At 73.1% G+C, this 22,348-nt stretch carries 19 protein-coding genes; 12 read left to right on the top strand and 7 right to left on the bottom strand.

All coding sequences use genetic code 11. The annotated features are described in order from the left end of the window. Nucleotides 1-9: 9 nt before the first annotated feature. From AB0G10_RS21995 to AB0G10_RS22005, 3 genes are read left to right on the top strand one after another with little or no spacing between them, the layout of a single operon-like run. Nucleotides 10-459, top strand: a complete 450-nt coding sequence (locus AB0G10_RS21995; RefSeq protein WP_360925015.1) for a hypothetical protein — start codon at nt 10-12, stop codon at nt 457-459. 17 nt (nt 460-476) lie between these two features. After that, nucleotides 477-887, top strand: coding sequence for a hypothetical protein (locus tag AB0G10_RS22000; protein ID WP_360924501.1), 411 nt, complete (start codon nt 477-479; stop codon nt 885-887). Continuing rightward, complete coding sequence (locus AB0G10_RS22005; RefSeq protein ID WP_360924504.1) at nt 887-1,432, top strand: DUF308 domain-containing protein; 546 nt, start codon at nt 887-889, stop codon at nt 1,430-1,432. Before AB0G10_RS22000 ends, AB0G10_RS22005 begins: the two co-directional genes overlap by 1 nt. A gap of 325 nt (nt 1,433-1,757) precedes the next feature. Here the strand turns inward: AB0G10_RS22005 and AB0G10_RS22010 are convergent, their stop codons facing one another. Continuing rightward, nucleotides 1,758-2,627: a DUF559 domain-containing protein gene (locus AB0G10_RS22010; protein ID WP_360924507.1), complete on the bottom strand. Its 870-nt coding sequence runs from the start codon at nt 2,625-2,627 to the stop codon at nt 1,758-1,760. 85 nt (nt 2,628-2,712) lie between these two features. On the opposite strand from AB0G10_RS22010, the gene AB0G10_RS22015 reads away from it, so the two are divergent. Both AB0G10_RS22015 and AB0G10_RS22020 read left to right on the top strand, forming a co-directional pair. Beyond that, complete coding sequence (locus AB0G10_RS22015) at nt 2,713-4,383, top strand: ABC transporter ATP-binding protein (RefSeq protein ID WP_360924510.1); 1,671 nt, start codon at nt 2,713-2,715, stop codon at nt 4,381-4,383. Beyond that, entirely contained in the window at nt 4,380-6,122 is a 1,743-nt protein-coding gene (locus AB0G10_RS22020; protein ID WP_360924513.1) for an ABC transporter ATP-binding protein, read from the top strand. The genes AB0G10_RS22015 and AB0G10_RS22020 overlap by 4 nt, the downstream gene beginning before the upstream one ends. Here the strand turns inward: AB0G10_RS22020 and AB0G10_RS22025 are convergent. The 4 genes from AB0G10_RS22025 to AB0G10_RS22040 all read right to left on the bottom strand — a co-directional run bounded on the left by AB0G10_RS22025 (nt 6,119) and on the right by AB0G10_RS22040 (nt 12,328). Continuing rightward, the gene (locus AB0G10_RS22025) at nt 6,119-8,608 is read right to left on the bottom strand and encodes a LuxR C-terminal-related transcriptional regulator (RefSeq protein WP_360924516.1); all 2,490 of its coding nucleotides are present in this window, start codon (nt 8,606-8,608) and stop codon (nt 6,119-6,121) included. The two genes, AB0G10_RS22020 and AB0G10_RS22025, sit on opposite strands and share 4 nt — an antisense overlap. A 152-nt stretch (nt 8,609-8,760) precedes the next feature. Continuing rightward, nucleotides 8,761-9,741 carry a hypothetical protein gene (locus tag AB0G10_RS22030; protein ID WP_360924519.1) on the bottom strand — a complete coding sequence of 327 codons (981 nt, stop codon included), beginning with the start codon at nt 9,739-9,741 and terminating at the stop codon, nt 8,761-8,763. After that, the gene (locus AB0G10_RS22035) at nt 9,738-10,838 is read right to left on the bottom strand and encodes an aminopeptidase P family protein (RefSeq protein WP_360924522.1); all 1,101 of its coding nucleotides are present in this window, start codon (nt 10,836-10,838) and stop codon (nt 9,738-9,740) included. The genes AB0G10_RS22030 and AB0G10_RS22035 overlap by 4 nt, the downstream gene beginning before the upstream one ends. Then, the gene (locus AB0G10_RS22040; RefSeq protein WP_360924525.1) at nt 10,835-12,328 is read right to left on the bottom strand and encodes an MFS transporter; all 1,494 of its coding nucleotides are present in this window, start codon (nt 12,326-12,328) and stop codon (nt 10,835-10,837) included. Before AB0G10_RS22040 ends, AB0G10_RS22035 begins: the two co-directional genes overlap by 4 nt. Before the next feature lie 99 nt (nt 12,329-12,427). Between AB0G10_RS22040 and AB0G10_RS22045 the strand changes: the two genes are divergently transcribed. From AB0G10_RS22045 to AB0G10_RS22070, 6 genes are all read left to right on the top strand, one after another. Next, on the top strand, nt 12,428-13,672 hold the full coding sequence (locus AB0G10_RS22045) for a threonine/serine exporter family protein (RefSeq protein ID WP_360924528.1): 1,245 nt from the start codon (nt 12,428-12,430) through the stop codon (nt 13,670-13,672). After that, the gene (locus AB0G10_RS22050; RefSeq protein WP_360924531.1) at nt 13,669-14,895 is read left to right on the top strand and encodes a threonine/serine exporter family protein; all 1,227 of its coding nucleotides are present in this window, start codon (nt 13,669-13,671) and stop codon (nt 14,893-14,895) included. The genes AB0G10_RS22045 and AB0G10_RS22050 overlap by 4 nt, the downstream gene beginning before the upstream one ends. 28 nt (nt 14,896-14,923) lie before the next feature. After that, a complete protein-coding gene (locus AB0G10_RS22055) occupies nt 14,924-15,412 on the top strand; it encodes a DUF2231 domain-containing protein (RefSeq protein WP_360924534.1) in 489 nt (162 codons plus the stop codon). Nucleotides 15,413-15,511: 99 nt separating this feature from the next. Next, nucleotides 15,512-16,909, top strand: coding sequence for an APC family permease (locus tag AB0G10_RS22060; RefSeq protein ID WP_360924537.1), 1,398 nt, complete (start codon nt 15,512-15,514; stop codon nt 16,907-16,909). Next, nucleotides 16,906-17,322 (top strand): hypothetical protein, encoded by a 417-nt coding sequence (locus AB0G10_RS22065; protein ID WP_360924540.1) that lies wholly within the window; start codon nt 16,906-16,908, stop codon nt 17,320-17,322. The genes AB0G10_RS22060 and AB0G10_RS22065 overlap by 4 nt, the downstream gene beginning before the upstream one ends. Next, nucleotides 17,319-18,656, top strand: a complete 1,338-nt coding sequence (locus AB0G10_RS22070; protein WP_360924543.1) for a dipeptidase — start codon at nt 17,319-17,321, stop codon at nt 18,654-18,656. The genes AB0G10_RS22065 and AB0G10_RS22070 overlap by 4 nt, the downstream gene beginning before the upstream one ends. Nucleotides 18,657-18,993: 337 nt before the next feature. Here AB0G10_RS22070 and AB0G10_RS22075 read toward each other — a convergent pair whose 3' ends face one another. Further along, nucleotides 18,994-19,794, bottom strand: coding sequence for an alpha/beta fold hydrolase (locus tag AB0G10_RS22075; protein WP_360924546.1), 801 nt, complete (start codon nt 19,792-19,794; stop codon nt 18,994-18,996). An 86-nt stretch (nt 19,795-19,880) separates the two neighbouring features. On the opposite strand from AB0G10_RS22075, the gene AB0G10_RS22080 reads away from it, so the two are divergent. Continuing rightward, complete coding sequence (locus tag AB0G10_RS22080) at nt 19,881-20,690, top strand: siderophore-interacting protein (protein ID WP_360924549.1); 810 nt, start codon at nt 19,881-19,883, stop codon at nt 20,688-20,690. Between the two features lie 4 nt (nt 20,691-20,694). Here AB0G10_RS22080 and AB0G10_RS22085 read toward each other — a convergent pair whose 3' ends face one another. Continuing rightward, on the bottom strand, nt 20,695-22,314 hold the full coding sequence (locus tag AB0G10_RS22085) for an ATP-binding protein (protein WP_360924552.1): 1,620 nt from the start codon (nt 22,312-22,314) through the stop codon (nt 20,695-20,697). Between the last annotated feature and the right edge of the window lie 34 nt (nt 22,315-22,348).

The following is a 22,348-nucleotide window of genomic DNA, read 5'->3' on the forward strand; positions in this document are numbered from 1 at the left end:
TCAAGCGTGATGTTCGCCGTCATCTTCCTGATCCTGATCCTGCTGGCGGCCGCGATCGGCCGGGAGCGGCGGGCCCGGCTCGCCTTCGTCTCCTTCCGCTGCCGGGTCCGCGCCTGCGGGCCGCCGCCGGCCGGCTGGCGGTGGCTGCGCCGCAACTGGTCGCGTCCGATGCAGGCGCGCTGGACCGGCGACGTGCTGACGATCCGCCGGGGCCTGGTCCTCGACCGGACCCTGCGGCTCGCCGCGGAGGTCACCGCGACCGGCGTCTACGTGGTTCCCCGGTCGGAGTCCCGGCGCACGTCCGGCACGCGCGCCATCGCGGTCCGGCTGCGGCTGCCGGACGGCGCGCTCCTCGAGGTGACCGCGGACCGGTCCCAACGCGCCGAGCTGGTCGGGCCGTACCTGGCCGCGGCCATCAGTGATCTGCCGCGGGCACCCGTCCCGCGGAGCGATATCTGAACCGAAAGGAGCACCGGATGTCGGGCACCCGGACATACCCCGAGGCCGAACCCACCCTCTGGCCCGGCCTGGTCGTCTTCAGCGGCATGATGCTGCTGATCCTCGGTGGGTTCCAGGCCATCGAGGGGCTCGTCGCGATCGGCCGTGACGAATACTTCCTGACCACCAGCGACGGCCTCGCGGTCCCCGTCGACTACACGGTCTGGGGCTGGACCCACCTGACCCTCGGCCTGATCACGATCGCGGCCGGCTTCGGCGTCTTCTTCGGCAAGACCTGGGCGCGGGTGATCGGCATCATCGTGGCGAGCGTGAGCGCCCTCGGCAACCTGCTCTTCCTGCCGGCCTACCCGGTCTGGTGCACGATCATCATCGCCACCTGCGTGCTGGTCATCTACAGCCTCGCCGTGCACGGCCGGGAGGTGCGGTGATGGACCACTCCCGTTCGTGGGCCTGGGCGCGGCTCGTCCTCGGCGTCCTCGCCGTGATCCTCGGCATCGTCGCGCTGGCCTGGCCCTCCGCCACGCTCAAAGTCGTCGGGTTCCTGTTCGGACTGAACCTGCTGCTGATGGGCGTCACGCGTACGGTGCTCCTGCTCTTCTATGCGCCGAACCACCCGGTCATGTATCGCGTGCTCGGGATCATCTTCAGCGTCCTGGTCGCGATCGTCGGCATCCTCTGCCTCCGCAACATCACCGGCTCGCTTGCGCTCCTGCTGGTCGTCGTCGCGATCGGCTGGATGCTCGACGGCCTCGCGGAGATCTTCGTGGCGATCGGTTCCGGTCGTGACGGCGGCGGTTGGCGGATCGCGCTCGGGATCGTGGCGCTGCTCGCGGGCGTGGCGATCCTGGTGTGGCCGAGTCTGGGGTTGACGGCGTTCCTGCTGATCGGCGCCACGACGGTGGTCTTCATCGGGTTGTTGCTGGTGATCGCCGGGATCACGGGGTTGCGGTCGCCCCGTCCCGTCGCCGCCTGACCTGCGGCCGGCTGCGGCTGCCGGCTGTACGGGAGGGCGACAATTCGGGCGCGAACCCGGCCCTCCCGTGCAGCCACCGGGCGTGGCTGTGCAGGAGGGCGACAAATCGGGCGCTGACCGAGCCCTCCTGTGCAGCTGGGGTGCGGCTGCACGAGAGGGCGACAAATCGGGCGCGAACCCAGCCCTCCCGTGCAGCCACCGAGCGTGGCTGTGCAGGAGAGCGACAAATCGGGCGTGAACCCCGCCTTCCCGTGCAGCCACTGCGCGTGGCTGCACGAAGGGGCGACAAATCGGGCGTCAATCCCGCCTCGGCGGGCGGTGGGGGTCATCGGCTGCGGGCGAGGGCTGTGGCCACGAGGGCCGTCGATCGGCGTGGGCGGCGCAGGATGTCGTCGGCGGTGAAGCGGAGCACCGTCCAGCCGGCCAGTTGCAGGGCGCTGACCCGGGCCACGTCCTGGCGGCACTGATCGACGCCGCGGTGGTGGTCCCCCTCGTACTCGGCGGCCACCCTCGACGTCTCCCATCCCAGGTCGACCCGGCCGACCAGGCGGCCGTCCCGGTCGCGCACCTCGAGCTGTGGTCGCGGTGGCGGCAGGCCGGCATCGTGGAACAGCAGGCGCATGCGGGTCTCCATCGGCGACTCGGACCGCGGGTCGGCGAGTCGCAGCACCTCGGAGAGTTGCGCTGTCCGAGGCCAGCGGCTGCGTTCGCGGGCGAGGGCGGCGACCCGTCCGAGGTCCACATGACCGGTTCGGAGCAGGGCGTCGACGGAGGCGAGCGCGTCCGCGCGGCGCAGTCGCCGTCCGAGGTCGAAGGCGGTTCGCTCGGCGGTCGTCACGGGCAGGGAGTCCAGGAGTGTCAGGTCGTCCGGCCCCAAGATCGTGTAGTGCGGTGCGATCCGCTGATGGGGGCGAATCCGCTGATCCCGCGGCGTCACGATGGAGACCTGCGCCCGGGTGCGCGACAGTCCGGCGCCCCAGAGGTACGCGGCGCTGAGCCCGCCGATGGCGGCGCCGGGTGGCAGGATCAGGGCGACCGCGGCGCACCAGATCCGATGGTCGACCGGCGTGTCGTGGTGGATGTAGACGTCGGGCAGGAGGCGGCGCCAGTCGCGGCCGCGCAGCCGGCCTCGGGTGAGGAGCCCGGCCTCGACGGCGACGGAGCCGCGGAAAGGGACCTGCGGAGGGGGAAGCATCCGGCCAGGGTGGCGGAGCCGGAGGTGTGGGGAGTGTCAAAGCTCGCGGCCTGTGGACACCCCGGTTCGTTAGGGTGGCCTAACTATGACGGACAGCTTGTTGATGCGCGCGGTGAAGCGCCACCGCGCCCGCCTCTCCGCCGGTGTGGCGCTGCTCTGCCTTCATCAGGCGACCGAGGCGCTGGTGCCGGTGGCGATCGGCATCGTGATCGATCGGGCGGTGGCGACCGGGGATGTGCCCGCTCTGCTGATCTCGCTGGCCGGGCTGGCGGCGCTGTTCGCCGTGCTGGCGTGTGCGTGGCGGTTCGGCTCGCGGCTGGGCTACGGGGCCGCCGAGCGGGAGGCTCATCTGCTGCGGGTGGAGATCGCCGAGAAGGCGCTGGATCCGCGCGGTCAGCGGTCCGGGCTCCGGGACGGTGAGCTGCTCAGCGTCGCCGCCGGGGACACCGAGCAGGCGGTCGAGGCGGTCCGGGCGGTCGGGTTGACCATGGCGGCGTGCACGGCCCTCCTCGTGTCGGCGATCGCCCTGGTCGTGGTGAACGTCCCGCTCGGCGTCGGCGTGCTGGTCCTCGTACCCATGGCTCTGCTCGGTCTGCAGCGCCTCGCGCCGCTGCTGACCCGCCGGAGTGACGCTCAGCAGGCGGCTCTCGCGGCGACGACGGCGACGGCTGTCGATCTGGTGACGGGGCTGCGGGTGTTGCGCGGGATCGGGGCGCAGCATCACGCGGCCGAGCGCTACGCGAAGGCCAGTGGTCACACGCTGTCACAGACGCTGCGGACCGCGAACACGAAGGGTGTGCACCTGGGGCTCACCACGGCGGTGAACGGCCTGCTCCTCGCGGCGATCACCGGGGTGGCCGGCTGGCTCGCGCTGCGCGGGGAGATCACGATCGGTGAGCTCGTCGCGGTGGTGGGTCTGGCCCAGTTCATCGCGGAGCCGGTGCAGACGCTCGGCTGGTGCGTGCAGCTCTTCGCGACGGCGCGGGCGTCGGCCGCCCGGGTGACCAGGGTTCTCGAGGCGCCGCCGGCCATCCGGCCGGGCGACGCGAGCGTTCCGCCGCCGGCTTCGGAGCGGCTCGTTCTCTCCGGCATTTCGTACGAAGGTTTGAACGATCTCGGACTACGAGTGGGTGCCGGGGAGGTGCTGGGACTGCTCGCCTACGACGCGCGGGACGCCGAGTCGCTGCTCGCCCTGCTGGCCGGCAACGTGGCACGCGAGGACTACCGCGGCACCGTCGCCGTCGACGGGGCGGCCGCCGAGACCCTGGACATCGCCGGGGTCCGCGGTGTCGTGCTGGTCGAGCACCACCACGTCACGCTCTTCGAGGGCTCGCTGCGCGCCAACCTCGGCGACCGGCCCGAACCCGAGTTGCTCGCGGCCGTGCACGCGGCGGCCGCCGAGGACGTCCTGACCGGTGGCCTCGACCACGACCTGGTGGAGCGCGGCGCCAACCTGTCCGGCGGGCAGCGCCAGCGGGTGGCCCTGGCCCGCGCGCTCGCCGCCGACCCGCCGGTGCTGGTCCTGCACGATCCGACCACGGCCGTGGACGCGGTCACCGAGGCCCTCATCGCGGACCGTCTCGCCGCGGCCCGGGGCCGCGACGACCGCGGCACCCTCGTGATCACCAGCAGCCCGGCGCTGCTGCGGGCCGCGCACCGGGTGGCCGTCGTGGACGGCGGCACGGTGGTCGCCGAGGGAACCCACGACGAGCTCGTCGCGAGCCGGCCGCGCTACCGGGAGATGGTGCTCCGATGAGCCGTGTTCTGCTGCCCACCGCCACTCCCGGCGAGACCTGGGCCGCGACCCGGGCCGAGTTCGCCCGGCTGCCCGGGCACACCGCCGGCGCCGCGGTGCTGCTGGTGGCCGCGTCGGCGACCGGCCTGGTCGCGCCCTGGGTGCTGGGCCGGCTCGTGGACGACGTGATGGCCGGCGCCGGCGCCGACCGGGTGCTCTCCTGGGCCGCCGTGATCGCGGCGGCGGCCGTGGTCGGCGGCGTGCTGACCGCGGCGGGCGCGGCGGTCTTCGCCCGGCTCGGCGAGACCGTGCTGGCCCGGCTGCGGGAGCGGGTCGTCGACCGGGCGCTGCACCTGCCGTCGGCGACGCTGGAGCGTACCGGCACCGGCGATCTGGTGGCCCGGACCGGCGACGACGTCGCGGTGGTCGCCAACGCGATCACCGGAGGCGGGCCGCTGTTCGTCGGCGCGCTGCTCTCCATCGTGCTGACCGCGGCGGGCCTGTTCGCCCTGGACTGGCGGCTCGGCCTGGCCGGTCTCGCGGCGGCGCCCGGCTACGCCCTCGCGCTCCGCTGGTACCTGCCGAGGTCGATGCCGTTCTACACGAAGGAACGGGTCGCCTCGTCGGAGCGGGCGCAGGCGATGGCAGGGGCGCTGCAGGGCGCCGCGACGGTACGGGCGTACCGCCGGGAGCGGGAGCAGATCGCGCTGATCGACCGGCGCTCGCGGGTCACCCGCGACCTGGCCCTGGACGTGTTCACCATCTACACGCGATTCAGCTCCCGGATCAACACGGCCGAGCTGATCGGGCTGTCGGCCGTGCTGGTGGCCGGGTTCCTGCTGGTTCGCGCGGACATGGCGACGGTCGGCGCGGCCACGTCGGCGGCGCTCTACTTCCACCGGCTGTTCAACCCGATCGGCCTGCTGCTCATGGAGGCGGACGTGGTGCTGCAGGCCGGGGCGAGCCTGGCGCGCCTGGTGGGAGTGGCCAACCTGCCACAAAATAACGAAAAATCGGAAATGTCGCCCAAAGAGGCGGCGCTCACCGTCCGCGTGAAAGAGCATCGCTACGACGACGGCCCCACCGTGCTGACCGACGTGACCCTCCGGGTCGAACCCGGCCGGCGGGTCGCGCTGGTCGGCGCCAGCGGGGCCGGCAAGACCACCCTGGCGGCGATCGCGGCGGGCATCATCCGCCCCTCGGACGGCACGGTGACGCTCGGCGGCGTGGACCTCGAGGACCTGGGCGAGCACGCGACCCGCCGGCGGATCGCCCTGGTCAGCCAGGAGGTCCACGTCTTCGCCGGCCCGCTCGCCGACGACCTCCGCCTGGCGGACCCGGACGCCACCGACGCCGAGCTGACCGAGGCCCTGAAACGCGCCGGCGCGGAGAGCTGGATGCCGACCCTCCCGGACGGCCTCGCCACCCACGTGGGCGAGGGCGGCCACCGGCTCACCGCGGCGCAGGCCCAGCAGCTGGCCCTGGCCCGGCTCATCCTCGCCGACCCGGACGTGGCGATCCTCGACGAGGCGACCGCCGAGGCCGGCAGCTCCGGCGCCCGCGACCTGGAGAGGGCCGCCGTCGCGGCGACCGAGGGCCGGACCACACTGATCGTCGCCCACCGCCTGACCCAGGCCGCCACGGCCGACCGCATCCTGGTGATGGACGAGGGCCGGGTGGTCGAGGAGGGCGGCCACGACGAGCTGCTCGGGGCCGGAGGGCGCTACGCCGAGCTGTGGCGAGCGTGGAAGCCCGGCTAGAGGAGACCCGCCTGGGCGGCCCGGTCCACCGCCTCGCGCCGCCGGGCCGCGCCCAGCTTCCGGTAGATCGACCGCAGATGCGCCTTGATCGTGTTGACCGAGATGCCCAGCTCCTCGGCGATCTCGTTGGCGGTGAGCACCGACGGCAGATACCGCAGCACCTCCAGCTCCCGCTCGCTCAGCGGGTCGAGCACCACGTCCGCGCGGAGCAGGTGCTCGGCCCCGAGCACCCGGAACGGCCGCCGGATGCCCTCCGGCTCGGCGAGCGCGACGGCCCGGGCCGCGGCCGCCGCGCCGCGGGCCGTGTCGCCCCGGGCGCCGGCCTCCAGCGCGATGACGATCCACGCCGAGCAGGCGGAGAGCGGGTCGGCGGCGGCCGTGACCCGGCGCAGCAGCTCCTCTCCGCCGGCCCGATCGCCGGTCGCGAGCAGGGCGCGGCCCAGCACCATCATCTCGGCCGGGGACGGGTGCGCCACCCGGCCCAGCAGCTCGACGACCCGGCCGGGTCGCCCGGCGGCGAGGTCGATCTCGTACTCGACCAGGTCCATCCAGCGTTCCAGCAGGGGCGCCCGCAGGGCCGGCCCGCGTTCCTCCCGGGCCTGCCGGAGCACCGCCGCGGCGGCCCCGTGGTCGCCGCCGGCCAGAGCCAGGTGGGCCCGGACCAGCGCGGCCACCACGAAGAGCGGGGCCTCCGGCGGGTCGGCCGAGGCGTGCTGGGCGTTGCGGAGCATGGCCTGGGCCTCGGCGAGCCGGTCGCGCTCGACCTCGACCAGGGCGAGGGCCAGGTACGACGCGGTCGCCTGCACCATCCCGGTGGCGCCCAGCTTCTCCGCCTGCTCGTACGCCGCGCACGCCTGCCGTTCGGCCTCGCCCAGGGTGCCGTCGAAGTAGGCCAGCAGCGCCAGATGTCCCATCGCGCTGACCGCCGTGAGCGGCATGCCCATGGCCCGGGCCTCGGCCAGCCCGTCGCCGAGGCACTGCCGGGCCTCGTCGATGCGGATCATCCAGATCAGCGCGAGTCCTCGCATGATCGTCGCAACGACGCGCACGTGCGGGGCGATCGGCAGGACCCGGGGGTCGGCGTCGCGCATCCGGTCGACGATGCCCTCGGAGGCGGCGAGCATGGCCGGGATGTCGCCGGACATCCGCAGCACCACGCTCGCCTCGAGGATGTCCAGGACGGTGTCGGCGGCGAGCCGGTCGGCCGGTGGTCGTCCGGCCAGCATGGCCCGGGCCCGGGCGATCAGGCCGGGCATGGCGCGGAAGTCCCCGGTGTCGACCGCGAGCATGGCCGCGCAGACCAGGAACTCGGGCGTGGTCGGCAGCAGCCTGGCCGGGATCCGGTGGAGCGCGCGGAGGAAGTCCAGCCGGTACGGGGAGACGCTCAGGCCGGGAGCCAGGCCGACGGCGAGCCGGCTCAGGTAGTCCCAGTCGCCGGCGTCGGCGGCGTGCCGGATCGCCTGCGGCATCATCCGGGCCTCGGCGTACCAGCGGGCGGCCCGGCGGTGCAGATCGGCCACCTCGTCCGGCGCCTCCCGGTCGAGGCCGCGGCGCAGCTCGGCGCGGAGCTGACCGTGGTACCGGTACCCGCTGACCAGCCCGGTGGCGCGCTCCAGCGCGGTGAGGATGCGGCGGCTGCCGGGGGTGCCGGTCAGCGCGTCGGCGAGCTCGGGGGAGACCTCGTCGACGATGCTGGTCCGGAGCAGGAACCGGCGGATCGCGGCGCTCTGCCCGGCGATCACCTCCCGGGACAGGTAGTCGCCGATCACCTCGCCCGGGTCGGTCCCGGTCGACGCGGCGGCGAGCCGGATGCCGAGCGGCCACCCCTCGGCCAGCTTCATGATCGTCGAGGCGGGGTCGGAGGGGCCGTCCGAGAACTTCACCTCGGGGCGGAGCCGGGCGATCAGCGCGGCCGCCTCCCGCTCGTCGAAGCGCAGGTCGGCCGTGCTGATCGGGAAGAGCGCGCCGGACGACCGCGGAACCTGCAGCGGCAGGCCGGGCTCGGTCCGGCCGATCAGGACGAGCCGGAGCGAGGGCGGCTGCCGGCGGATCAGCCCGGCCAGCACCCGCAGCGCCGGCGACCCCTGGACGGCCTGGAGGTCGTCCAGGATCAGCGGCACCGGGCGGCCCAGGCCGGCGGCGAGCCTGCGCAGGCCGGCCTCGTCGGTGACGGGGCCGGGATCGATCCGCGGGGCGCGCACCTGCCGGGACCGGCCCGGCGCCGCGGCCGGCGGGAACGCGCCGTGCAGCGCCGCCGCGACGTCCGCGCAGAAGGCCGGGACCGTCGCATGCCGGCGCTGGAGGGTGAGCCAGGCGACCGGCTGGGACCGGCTGCCGGCCCACCCGGCCGCCAGGGTGGTCTTGCCCCAGCCCGGTCCGGCCTGGACGGTCGTGACGGCGCGCTGCACCCCCTCGTCGAGCAGGCGGTGCAGGCGCGGCCGGACCAGATGTGGCTCGGCTATAGCGGGCGGCTCCGTGGAATTCATCTCTTCACCCCGTTCATTTCGGGGCGCGACTGCAATGAACCGGCGAGGGGCCCGGCCGTCACGCCAACGGCACAGTGCGTCATCGTCGCATCGTGCAGGCTCCACTGCCGTCAGCAAAGCGACACAAGATCATTTACGGTGATCAATTCCGGTCAAGCGTAATACGGTTCGGCGGGTGGTGGGGGAGGGGTCCGCCGCGGGTCCGCCGTCTGCGGCTGCATGACGGCCGTCAATGCGTCGAGAATCTGTTCCACTTGCGGGCGGAGCATCCGCCAGTCCCGGCCGGTCGCGAGCGCCTCGTTCTCGGCGTCGATCGCGGGAACGAGATCCCGCAGCAGCACGGCGATCTGGCTCGCGCTCGCGTGCCGCGAGCCGTCCGGCGCGTTCTGCGACAGCAGGCCCCACCGCGCCGAGAGATCACGCAGGTCGTCGCGGACCGGCGGCCAGGCCAGCCCTCGCTCACCCGCCGTCGTCGCGGTCAGCACGGGCGGTAGTCGCACTCCGACCACGCTGCGTGTCTCGGCGGCCAGCGCACCGCCCTCGCCGTCCCACTGCGACTCCCGCCGCGACCGGTTGATCAGGACGATCGCGATGACCGCGCCGATCGCCAGGAAGAGCAGCAGCCACGGCAGGAAGCCTCCGCTGTCGTCGTTCTCCGCGACGGGCACGGCCTCCGCGGAGGCCGGCGCGGTGGTGGTCGCGGCGGGCGTCCCGGTCGCGGTCTCCTCTGGGGTACGGGTCGCCGCCGGCGGCGCCGCCTGTCCCGTCTCCTCCGGCTCCGTCTCCTCCTGCCGCGTCTCCTCCGGCTCAGGCTCCTCCTGCCGCGGCGGATCGGTGGTGCGGGCCGGTTCGGTGGTCGGCTCCGGATCGGCCGTCTCCCGCGTCCGGGTGGGCTCGGTGGTCCGCTCCGGCTCCTCGGTCTCCTCGGCCGGCGTCTCCTCGGTCTGTGTCTCCTCGGTTCGGGTCTCCTCGGTCCGTGTCGCCTCCGGGCGGGTGGTGGCGGTCCGGTCCGGCCGGTCGAGCGAGGGCAGCGCCGACGGCAGCGCCACCCCGCCGTCCCCGCCCTCGCCACCGCATCCCGCCCCGCCGAGCGCGAGCCCGGCCGCGAGAACCAGCGCGAGCGCCCTCCTCATGCGACGATCCGCAGCTCGTGGCTCGTGTTGTTGAGCCGGCGGCCGGCGTTCTCGGTCACCGTCACGATGTCCTCGATCCGCACCCCGAACCGGCCGGGCAGGTAGATCCCCGGCTCGATCGAGAAGCACATGCCCGGCACGAGCGGCCGCTGCTCGCCCTCGACCATGTACGGCGGCTCGTGCGTGGTGAGCCCGATCCCGTGCCCGGTCCGGTGGATGAAGTCCTTCCCGTACCCGGCCTCCTCGATCACCCGGCGGGCGGCCCGGTCGATCTCCTGGCAGGCCACCCCGGGCCGGACCGCCTCGAACCCGGCCTGCTGCGCCCGCTTCACGATCTCGAAGACCTCGCGCTCCTTGGCCGTCGGCTCGCCCACGTGCACGGTCCGGGTGGTGTCCGACCCGTACCCGTCCTTGAGCCCGCCGAAGTCGAGCACCACCATGTCGCCCTCGGCGATCACCCGGTCGCCCATCTCGTGGTGCGGGTTCGCGCCGTTCGGGCCGGACCCGACGACGGTGAAGTCGACCTGGGAGTGGCCGTGCTCGCGGAGCAGCCGGGCCAGCTCGGTGCCGATCTCGGTCTCGGTGCGGCCGGCGAACCGTACCCCGATGATCTGCTCATAGGCCGCGGCCCCCGCCGCGGCCAGGCGCTCCACCTCGTCGGCGTCCTTGACCGCCCGGAGCATCGGCAGCGAACCGGTGATCGACGTGTAGCGGGTCTCCCGGAGCGCGTTCTGCAGGCCGAGCAGGTGCATGGCCCAGGCCGAGTCGGAGAGCGCGTAGCGGCCCTGCGGGTCGAGCAGCCGGGCCGTGGCGGCGTACGGATCGGTGCCGTCCGCCCAGTCGGTGATCGTCACGGCGGACGCGCCGGGGGCGGCCTCGGCGTCCGGCCGCTCCAGCAGCGGGACGATCAGGTGCGGGTCGTGGTCGGCGTCCAGGACCAGCATGGTGATCCGCTCGGTGATCGCGGTCGGCTGGTATCCGAGGAAGTAGACGAGGTCGGGCCCCGGGGTGACCAGCACGCCGGTGAGCCCGGCGTCGGCCGCCTGGGTGAGCGCCCTCTCCATCCGGCGCTGGAAGTCCTTGGTCGTGAAGGTCATCGGGATGCCGCCTCCGTCGGTCGGGTGGGGATGGTGTGGCTGGTTCCGGCCGCGGCCGCCGCGAGGTGCACGGCGGACGGCTTGCCCTCGTGGTGCCGCTTCATCAGCACGATCAGCGCTACCCCGGCCGCCGACAGCACGGCCAGCAGCACCGACGCCCCGGCCATGCCGGCGGCGAGGGCGTCCGCCGGGGAGGCGCCGTCCGCGGTCTGCCCGGCCGTCACGCCGGTGGAGACGGTGGCGGCCGCCGCGACGGCGAGCGAGCCGCCGACGTACCGGGCCATGTTCGAGATGCCGGACGCCTGGCCGACCTGGTCGGCCGGGACCGCCGAGGTGGACGCCGAGGACGCCGGGCCGTTCGCGAAGCCGAGCCCGACCGCGATCGCGATCATCGGCAGCACGAAGGCCGCGTACGACCAGGAGGACGTCACGAAGATCATCGCGGCGGCTCCGGCGGCGGCCAGGGCGAAGCCGAGGGCCACCGCCCGGGCCGGTCCGATCCTCATGGCGAACGGGGTGATCAGCGGCGTCACGGCGATCATCGCGGCGGCGGCCGGCAGCGTCGCGACGCCCGCGTCGAGCGGCGACATGCCGAAGGTGGACGGGTCCTGGAAGTAGAGGCTGAACAGGTACATCAGCGCGTTCAGGACGCCCGCCACCAGCAGGATCGCGATGGTCGAGCCGACCAGCACCCGGTTGCGCAGCAGCTGGAGGTCGACCAGGGGCGCGGCGGCGCGGCGCTCGGCGACCACGAAGGCGTACCCGCCGGCCGCCGCGACGACGAGGCAGGAGATGGTCGGCACGGAGAGCCAGCCCCAGTCGCCGCTCTCGCTCAGCGCGAGCACGAGCGGGACCAGGAAGACGGCGACCAGCACGGTGCCGAGCCAGTCGATCGACCGCGGCCGGTTCGGGTCGCGGGACTCCTTGACCGTCATGAGCGTGAGCGGGATGCAGACCGCCGCGATCACCGCGTCCAGCCAGAACAGCCCCTGCCAGCCGGTCGCGTCGACGAGCGCGCCGCCGATCAGCGGGCCGGCCGCCGCGCCGATCGCCGACGCGGCGCCCCAGAGGGTGATCGCCTTCATCTGCGCGGCGCCCGAGGAGGCGACCGAGAGCAGGCTCATCCCGCAGGCGAGGATCGTGGAGCCGGCCGCGCCCTGGATCATCCGGCCGCCGATCACCCCGGCCGCGCCGTCGGCGAGAGCGATCAGCGCGCAGGACGCCACGAAGAGGACCAGGCCGCCCAGGAAGATCCGGCGGCGGCCGAAGACGTCGCCGAGGGCGCCGGACGTGACGATCACCGCGGCGCCCACCAGCATGTAGCCGGTGACCGCCCACTGCAGGGTGTCGACCGGAACACTGAGGTCGTCGCTGATCGCGGGCAGCAGGATGGTGACGGCGGACGTGTTCGCGTTGACCACGAGTGCGGAGACGCAGGCCGCCAGAAGCACCCCGAGCCCCGCCGCGCGGTCCGTTCCGGTCGTGGACATGTGCCTCAGCGTCGCCGCCGCCGGTGACCATGAGCATCCTTCGCGCCGGGTGATTTCATCCGGCAGTGATCCGCCTACCGTGCATTCGCGGAGGTGACGATGACGAAGCCGACGACCTCGGAGAAGGAGCTGCTCGAGTTCCTGCTCTACCTGGGCAGCGCGCTCACCGCCGCCGGCGAGGCGGTCACCCAGATCCAGGACCGCCTGCAGCAGGTCGGTGCGGCGTACGGCGCTCCGCAGGCCCGGATCAGCGTCTTCCCGACCCTGATGGTGGTGTCGCTGGAGCCGGGCCGGCCGGCCACCCAGGAGCCGACCAAGCAGCTCTACGGCGGCCTGCGGCTGGACCAGACGGCCGAGCTCTACCGGATCCTGTGGGCCGCCGAGCACGGCGAGGTCGCGCCGGCCGAGGGCAGCCGCCGGATCCTCGACCTGGTCAAGGCGCCGCCCCGCTTCGGCCCGGCGGTCCGGGTGACCGGCCACGCCGTGCTCACCACCGGCATCTGCCTGATCCTGCTGCCGACCTGGAACGACCTGATCCTCTCGGCGCTCTTCGGGGTGCTGGTCGGCGTCTTCAAGCTGGCCGGCGTCCGCTGGCCGGCCGCGCAGATGGTGATGCCGGTGGTCGCCGCCCTCACCGTCGCCTCGCTCACCTTCCTGATCGCCGACTCCGGCTGGATCCACGCCGACCTGCGCGCCATGGTGGCCCCGCTCGTCACGTTCCTGCCCGGCGCGATGCTGACCATGGCGGTGGTGGAGCTCTCCGCGTACGAGATGATCACCGGGGCCAGCCGGCTCGTGGCGGGCATCATGCAGCTGCTCCTGCTCGCGTTCGGCATCCTCGGCGCGTCCCAGCTGGTCGGGGTGCCGCCACCGACCGCCGCGGCGGACGTGCCGGCGAGCGCCCTCGGCTGGTGGGGACCGTGGATCGGGCCGCTCGTCGTCGGGCTCGGCAACTTCCTGATGCTGGCCGGGCCGCCGCGCACGTTCGGCTGGCTCTGCGTGGTGCTCTACGCCGGCTGGACGGGTCAATACCTCGGCAACCTGGCGCTCGGCGGCTACCTGAGCGGCTTCGTCGGCGCGGTGGCGCTCACCGTCGTGGCGTACGTCGTGGAGCGCTTGCCCTCCGGCCCGCCGGCGCTCGTCTCGTTCCTGCCCGGGTTCTGGCTGCTGGTGCCGGGTGCGCTCACCCTGATCGGGATGACCGAGTACCTCGGGCAGGACTCGGTGCGCGGCTCCGAGGACCTGGTCGGCGCGGTCGGCTCGATGCTCGCGGTCGCCCTCGGCGTGCTCTGCGGGCATCCGCTCTACCGCGGGCTGGCCCGCACCGTCCGGAGGCTGCGGTGACCACCGAGAAGGAGCTCCTGGCCCTGCTCGGGCCGCTCACCGAGTGGCTGCTGGCGACCAGCTTCGAGGGCACGATGACCTGCGAGGCGACGGTACGCGACGTGGCCGCCCGCTACGGCCACGACGTCGAGGTGGTCTTCCTGGCCGACGCGGCGCTGCTCACCGTCGGCGACCGCACCCTGTCATTCGCCCGGGAGCCGGGCGTGCCCCCGCTCGACGAGGTCTCCGAGCGCAAGAGGCTGATCGCCGCGATCCACGCCGGACTGCCGGCCGACCGGGCCGCGGCCCGGCTCGCCGAGATCCGCGCGATGCCGCCGCGCTGGCGCCGGCCGGCCCAGGTGCTCGGCCTGATCGCGTTCACGGTCGGCTTCGGCATCTCGGTGCAGGCGACCTGGCAGCAGGTCGGCGTATCGGCGCTGACCGGCCTGCTCGCGGGGCTGATCGTGGTCGTCTCGGCCGGCCGGCGCCGGCTCGTGCTGGTCTCGCCGTTCGTGGCGTCGGTGCTGGTCACCGCGATCGTGGTGACGCTGTCCGAGCGGGGGCTGATCGACGGCGGGCCGATCCAGCTGATCGTCCCGGCGCTCTTCTACTTCATCCCCGGTGACGCGATCACGGCGGCCGCGCTGGAGCTGGCGTCGAACCGGATGACGGCCGGGGCGGCCCGCCTGATCTACAGCCTCGCCGTGCTGCTGGTGCTCGCGTTCGGCGCGCTGGTGGCGACGGTGCTGCTGCGGGTGCCGGCGAGCGCGCTGTTCGACGTGCCGGTGGACGGCAACCTCGGCCCGGCCCTGGTCTGGGGCGGCTGGGTGCTCTTCGCCGCCGGGGTGATGCTGACGTTCTCGATGGCGCCCCGGGACTTCCCCTGGGCGCTGGCGCTGATCCTGCTCACCGCGGCGGTCACCGAGGTGGCGGTCCGGGCGTTCGGCGACCCGTTCGGCACGTTCGCGGGCGCCGTCGTGATGACCGTGGCGGCCCTGCGCCTCGGGCGTAGGCCCGCGTTCCCGCCGGCCTACGTGCTCTATCTCGGCGCGTTCTACGTGCTGACCCCCGGCTCGCACGGGCTGCGCGGGCTGGAGAGCTGGATCGGCGGCAACCCGATCACCGGGGTCGGCGGCCTCGCCGACATGGTGGGGCTGTTGATCGCCGTGGCCGTCGGGATGCTCGTGGGAGCAGCGGTTTCACCCGTTGGCGACCGCCTATCACCCGCCCGGGGTGAGGCCTGATCGTCCCGGGACGCCGAGGCTGGAGGACGTGCAGAGCCGACTCCGCCTCGGAGGTCACCCGGTCCAGCCGTTGCTGCTGATGTTCCCGCTGGGCCTCTTCGTGATGGCGCTGCTCTTCGACCTCGCGAGCCTGCTCGGGGCACCCGCCATGGTCGGCACGCTCGCCTTCTGGAACCTGGTCGCCGGCCTGGCCGGGGGCATGCTCGCCGTGCTGGCGAGCGGGTTCGACGCGTTCGCCGCCCGCGGCCCGGACGAGGCCCGGGCCGCCTTCCTGAGCCTGCTGCTCGACGTCGGCGTGCTGATCTGGTTCGCCGTGCTCACCCTCATGCGCGTACGCAGCCACGACCGTCTCGCCGGATTCGGGCTGCTGCTCCTGGAGCTGCTCGGACTGGCCGCCGCCGGGTTCGGCGCGTGGTACGGCGGCCGAATCATCGGACCGAACCGCTCGCAGCGGATGAGGCGAACGACATTCAGATCAGCCGATGATGCCGCCGGGACACGATCTCGAACCGTGTGAACGGAGGGCAGCGTGAGCGCAATGGACGTGCCCGCTAAACGACCGGCGTCTTCGACCCCGGCTCCTGCGGCGGCGAGCAGAGCCAAGTCCACCAGGACGGTGGCATACATCTCGTGGGTGGCGCTCGCGCTGATGACCACGAGCTCGGTGGCCAGCCTCCGGCCGGCCCCGACCATGGCGGTCTACGGGCTGGCCAGCATCTTCCTCTACATCGTCCCGGCCATCGTCTTCCTGCTGCCGACCGCGCTCGTCTCGGCGGAGCTGGCGTCCGGCTGGGAGGGCGGTGTCTTCAAGTGGGTGAGCGAGGGCATCTCGAAGCCTGCCGGGTTCTTCGCGGTCTGGTGCCAGTTCGCGATGACGATCTTCTACTACCCGAGCCTGCTCGGCTTCGTGGCGAGCACTTTGGCGTACGTGATCAACCCCGAGCTGGCGTCCAGCGGCGTCTGGACCGCCATCGTGATCATGGTCTGCTACTGGACCGGCGTCTGGGTGTCGTCCCGCGGCACCAGCGGCGTGGCCGGCCTCGCCAGCGGCGGGCTCATCATCGGCACGCTGATCCCGGGCACCCTGCTGGTGATCCTCGGCGTCGCGTTCCTCGGCCAGGGCAACGAGTCGGCCGCCCCGATGACCGCGAGCAACCTGCTGCCGGCCTGGGCGGGCCTGTCCAGCCTCGTGCTGATCGTCAACAACTTCCTGTCGTACTCCGGCATGGAGATGAACGCCGTGCACGTCGGCTCGCTGCGCAAGCCGGGCAGCGAGTTCCCGCGGGCCATGTTCCTGGCGATGGGCCTGGTGCTGCTGATCTTCATCCTGCCCGCCCTGGCGATCAGCTGGGTGGTGCCGGCCGAGCAGCTCTCGCTCACCGCCGGCGTGATGCAGGCGTTCGACGCGGTGTTCGCCGCGTTCGGCTCGCAGTGGCTCACCCCGATCCTCGGCATCATGCTGGTCGCGGCGTCGCTCGGCGGCATGCTCACCTGGCTGGCCGGCCCGTCCAAGGGCCTGCTGCTGATCTCCCGCCAGGAGGGCTACCTCCCGCCGTTCCTGCAGAAGCTCAACAAGCACGGCGTGCAGCAGAACATCCTGGTCACCCAGGGTCTGGTCACCACCGTCATCGCCCTGGCCTACGCGTTCATCCCGGACGTCTCCAGCGCGTACTGGATCTTCTCGGTGATCACCACCCAGGTCTACCTGATCATGTACCTGCTGATGTTCGTGGCCGCCGTGCGGCTGCGCCGCAAGCACCCCGACCACCCGCGCGGCTACCGCGCCCCGATGCTCACCGGGCTCTGCGGCGTCGGCTTCGCGGCGTCCCTCGCGGCCCTGCTCATCGGGTTCATCCCGCCGTCCCAGTTCGGCTCCGGCAGCGTGGGCGTCTACCTCGCGGTCGTCGCCGGCGGCGCGCTCGGGCTCGGCCTGCTCGTCCCGTACCTGTTCCTGCGCTTCCGCAAGCCGTCCTGGCGCACCGAGCCCAGCGATGCCGAGGAGGTCGTGGCATGAAGAACCACACCGTTCTGTACGTCTGTGCCGGGCTGCTCGTGCTGCTCCTCGGCGGCGTCGCGATCTTCAGCTACCACGCGAAGAAGGAGTCGCAGGAGGCCGTCGAGAAGGCCGAGAAGCTGCAGACCGCCCTCGCCACCGCCGGCGCCCGGGTGCCGACCACCGACCAGATCGTCCGGACGCTCGGCGACGACGGCGGCGCGGTCTGCCTCGACCCGGACAGCGCGCTGCGCCGGGGCGTGCTCTACGGCCAGCTCACCAACGGCGCCGCCGGTCCCGGCATCCGCCCGGTCATCGTGGACAACCGGGTGGTCAAGGGCCAGCTGCTGATCATCGAGATCTACTGCCCGCAGTACATCGACCGGTTCCAGCAGGTCGTCGACGATCTCAAGACCGCGGAGGTGGCGTCGTGAGCCTGGTGGAGCGGGTGCAGGGGTTGATGAACCAGGCGCACGCCGACCTCTCCGAGCTGGTGGCGATCCCGTCGGTCGCCGACCCGCGGCAGTACCCGCCGGAGGAGTGCCTCAAGGCGGCGAACTGGGTGGTCGACCGCTTCGCCCAGGTCGGCTTCACGAACATCGGCCTGCACGAGACGATCGACGGCAGCAAGGCGGTCTACGGTGAGCGGCTCACCGCCGGCCCGGACGCGCCGACCGTGCTGCTCTACGCCCACTACGACGTGCAGCCGCCGCTCGACGACAAGGCCTGGCACACCCCGCCGTTCCAGCTCACCGAGGTGAACGGGCGGTGGTACGGCCGGGGCGCCGCCGACTGCAAGGGCAACATCGTCATGCACCTCACGGCACTGCGGGCCCTCGGTGACGACCTGGCGGTCAACCTGAAGCTGATCGTCGAGGGGTCCGAGGAGCAGGGCACCGGGGGGCTCGAGGACTTCGTCGAGAAGAACCCGGAGCTGCTGAGGGCCGACGCCATCCTGGTCTGCGACACCGGCAACGCCGCGGTCGGGGTGCCGGCCGCGACGATCACGCTGCGCGGCATGGTGAACGTCGTGGTGACGGCCGAGGCGCTCACCGGCGAACTGCACTCGGGCATGTTCGGCGGCCCCGCCCCGGACGGCCTCGCGGCGCTCATCCAGGTGCTCTCCACGCTGCGGGACGCGGCCGGCAACACCACGATCACCGGTCTCGAGCACGATCAGACGTGGCACGGGGCGCCGTACCCGCCGGACCAGTTCCGCTCCGACGCGAGCCTGGTCGACGGGGCCGGGCTGCTCGGTGACGGCACGGTATCCGACATGCTCTGGGCCCGCCCGGCGATCACCGTGCTCGGCATCGACTGCCCGCCGGTGGTCGGCTCGGCCGCGGCGATCCAGCCGCGCGCCCGGGCCCGGCTCAACCTGCGGGTGCCGCCCGGCACGGACGCCGTGAAGGCGCAGGACGCGCTGATCGCGCACCTGCAGGCGGCCGCGCCGTGGGGGGTCCGGGTGAGGGTCGAGACCGAGGCGATCGGTCAGCCTTTCGAGGCTCGCACCGGCGGTCCGGCATACCGGGCACTCTCCGCGGCGATGCTGGAAGCGTTCGGCCGGGAGATGACCACTCTCGGACAGGGCGGCTCGATCCCGCTGTGCAACGTGTTCGCCGCCACCTATCCGGACGCGGAGATCATCCTGATGGGTGTGGAGGAGCCGCTGGCGCTCATCCACGCCCCGAACGAAAGCGTCGATCCCGGCGAGATCGCCCGTCTGGCGCTCGCCGAAGCCCGGTTCCTCCAGCGCTATCGCACGTAGGGGACGGGCAGCGCGGAGCGGGTCCGGCGTGGGGGCGCCGGACCCGCTCCCGTCACGTGCGAACCCGCCGGCCCGCCGGGCTGCAGCACGTTGCTGTCGCGTGCGGCGTGTCGCGACAACGCGCTGCAGCCGGCCCTCGCGAGGTGGCTCGGGAGCGATGCGCTGCAGCCGGCTGTACCGGAGAGCGGCAATTCGGGCGGCCGGACAGCACTGGTGTACAGCCCGGTCAGGGCAGCTCGTCGAGCAGGGCGCGGACCCGCCGGTCAGGGGAGCTCGTCGAGCAGGGCGCGGACCCGCCGGTCAGGGGAGCTCGTGGAGCAGGGCGCGGACCCGCCGGTCAAGGGAGGTCGTCGAGGAGGGCGCGGACCGCGGCGATCAGTTCGGGGCCGTCGAGCATGGCCCGGTCGTTGTGGCCGGCGCCGGCGATCGCCAGGGTGCGCACCGGACCGCCGGCCGCCGCGGCCACCGCGGCGCTCTGCTCGCCCGGCACCACCGTGTCGGCCGTGCCCCAGACGATCAGCGTCGGCACCCTGACCTGGGCGATCTGCGTCTCGACCGGATAGCGGTCGCGCAGCAGCGGGCCGACCGGCAGCAGCGGATAGTGGACCTTCCCGGCCGCGGCGAGCGAGCGGAACGGCGACCGCAGCACCAGCGCGGCCGGCGGGCGGCGCACGGCGAGGGCGGTCACGACGGCGGCTCCGAGGCTCTCGCCGAAGTACACGACGGGCTGCCCGAGCGTGTCGAGATGGTCCCGCGCCGCGTCCGCGTCGAGGGCCAGGCCCCGCTCGCTCGGGCCGCCCGGGTTCCCGCCGTAGCCGCGGTAGTCCAGCAGCAGCACGGTGAGCCCGAGCGACGCCAGCGCGCGGCCGAGCGGCATCCGGCCCTCCCGGTCGCCCGCGTTGCCATGGGCCACCAGGACGGAGAGCCGGCGGTCCTCCGTACCCATGGGCGGAATCAGCCATGCACTCAGCCGCAGCCCATCGTCGGTCCGGAGCGTCACGGCGCTTGCGCCGGACGCGAGCGCGGGCGTGGACCGGTCCGGGAAATAGATCAGCCGCCGCTGCAGGGACCAGATCAAGAGCACGATCAAGATCAGGACCATGAGTACGGCGAGGAAGCCGCGCGCTACGAGGGCCATCCTGCCATTCTCCGCCGGACACGATGGATCTCCACGGCGAGGTTAGGCTACCCTTACTCCTCCCGCCGGACCGTGGAGGCCGCTCGATGTCCAACTACAAGATCCGTAAGCCGGTCGACCCGCATGTGGTGATGGTCGAGGTGACCGGCTCGGAACGGATCTCGCCGAACGTGGTGCGGGTGACCTTCGGCGGCGAAGGGCTGGAGAGGTTCACGCCGCTCGGCTACGACCAGTGGTTCCGGCTCTTCCTGGCCCGGCCCGGACAGGACACCCTGAAGCTGCCGACCCGCACGTCCGGCCTCTGGTACGCGCAGTACCTCGCCACCGCGAAGCCGAAGCGCCCGTTCGTCCGCAACTACACGGTCCGCGCGCACCGGCCGGGCGCCCTCGACGTCGACTTCGTGGTGCACGCCGACGCCGCCGGGCACGGCGGGCCGGCCAGCACGTTCGCGCTCAACGCCACGCCGGGCGAGCAGGTCGGGCTGCTCGATCAGGGGTGCGGCTACAACCCTCGCGGCGATCACGAGTGGACGCTGATGGTCGCCGACGAGACCGGCCTGCCCGCGGTGGCCGGCATCTGCGAGTCGCTGCCGGAGGACGCTCGCGGCATCGCCGTCGTGGAGCTGCCGTCCGGCGAGGACAAGCAGGACTTCCGTACGCCGCCCGGCGTCTCCCTCGTCTGGGTGGCGCGGGACGGCGCGGCCGGGGTGCCGGGGGCGCTGGCCCTGGAGACGCTGCGGGCGGCCGAGCTGCCGTCCGGGCCGGTCTACGCCTACCTGGTCGGCGAGTCCGCGCTCGCGACCGGCGCCCGCCGCCACCTGGTGGGTGAGCGCCGGATCCCGAAGCAGAACGTCGACTTCATCGGCTACTGGCGGCACGGCCACGCCGCGATGTGACGGGTCAGGCCGCCCGGGGCAGGTGCAGGGTCATCGTCGTGCCGCCGGCCGGGGACTCGGCGATCCGGATGGCGCCGCCGTGGCGTTCGACGATGCGCAGGCAGGTGGCGAGCCCGACGCCGTGCCCCTTGCGCGAGGCCGGGTCCACCTGCGCGAACATGTCGAAGACGCGGTCGCGCTGCTCGGCCGGGATGCCGATGCCGTTGTCCGAGACGGTGATCTCCCAGCCGTCCGCGGTCTCGGCGCCGGAGATCTCGACGCGGGGGAGCCGGTCCGGGTGGCGGTACTTGATCGCGTTGTCGACCAGGTTCTGCAGCAGCTGGCGGAGCAGGGTCGGGTCGGCCGTGAGGGTCAGGTCACCGCGCAGCATCACGGCGGCGCTCTGCGTGTCGATCAGGCTGCGCAGGTCGTCGGCGATCACCCCGGCCACCTCGGAGAGCCGCACGGCCGACCGGGAGCAGGGCGCCTGGCCGGCGTGCGCGTAGGTGAGCAGCGCCCGGGTCAGCTGCTGCATCCGGGTCAGCGAGTCGGCGGCGCCGGTGAGCCACTTGGCGCCGCGGGCGTCCAGCCGGTCCCCGGAGTACTCGCCGAGCAGTTCGAGGTATCCGATGGCGCTGGCCAGCGGCCGGACCAGGTCGTGGCTGACCGCCGCGGCGAACGCCTCCAGCTCGTCGTTGGAGCGCTGGAGCTCGGCGTGCGCCGCCTCCAGCAGCCGGCGGTAGGCCCGGTCGTCGGTCACGTCGGTCAGCGCCACGACGGCGCCGATCCGCTCGCCGCCGTCGCTGATCATGCTGCGGCCGTTGGCGACCAGCGTGATCAGCTCGCCGTCGGCCGTGCGCAGGAGCAGCTCGGCGTTGGTGACGACGTCCTCGGTCAGCGCCCGCTGCAGCGGCTGCGCGCCGAGCGCCATCGGCGTGACGCCGTCCATGTCGAGCACCTCGATGCGGTCGGCGAGCAGCCACGGCGGCGTGTCGAGGTCGTCGGCCGCGCCACCCCAGCGGCGGGCGGCCCGGTTCAGCACGGTCATCTTCCCGTCGGCGTTCGACGCGACGATGCCGACGTCGATGGTGTCCATCAGGGTGTGGATGAACTTGCGGCTGCGCTCGGCCTCGGCGGACAGCTCGGCGGCGAGCCGGGCCTGCCGGCGGCGCTCGAAGAGGCCGATCAGCACCCGGGCGAGGTCCTCGAGCCGGCGGAGCTGCCGGTCGTCGAGCTCCTTGGCGACGGTGTCGAAGACGCAGAGCGTGCCGAGCGCGTACCCGGACGGGGTGACCAGCGGCGTGGAGGCGTAGAACCGGACGTCGGCCATCCGCCCGTCGACCCACGGGTTGCCGGCGTAGACCGGGTCCAGGCTCGCGTCCGGGACGTGCACCATCCGGCCGTCCCGGAACGTGATCGCGCACATCGAGTCGGAGCGCAGGCTGTCACAGCCGTCGAAGCCGACGGTGGTGAGCTGGCACTGGCGTGTCTCATCGATCAGGTTGAGGGTCGCGGTCGGCACGTCGGCGATGGTCGCGGCGATCCGTACGACGGCGGTGAGCTCCTCGTCGGCGGGGTTGTCGAGCAGCCCGTATTCGTGGAGGGCAGCAAGACGCGCCTGTTCGCGGTCCAGCATCAGCGGCATGCCCCGGCTATCGGCCGGGCCGTGGCGGTGTTGA

The sequence above is a fragment of the Actinoplanes sp. NPDC023714 genome (genome assembly GCF_040639855.1).
Taxonomy (GTDB): domain Bacteria; phylum Actinomycetota; class Actinomycetes; order Mycobacteriales; family Micromonosporaceae; genus Actinoplanes.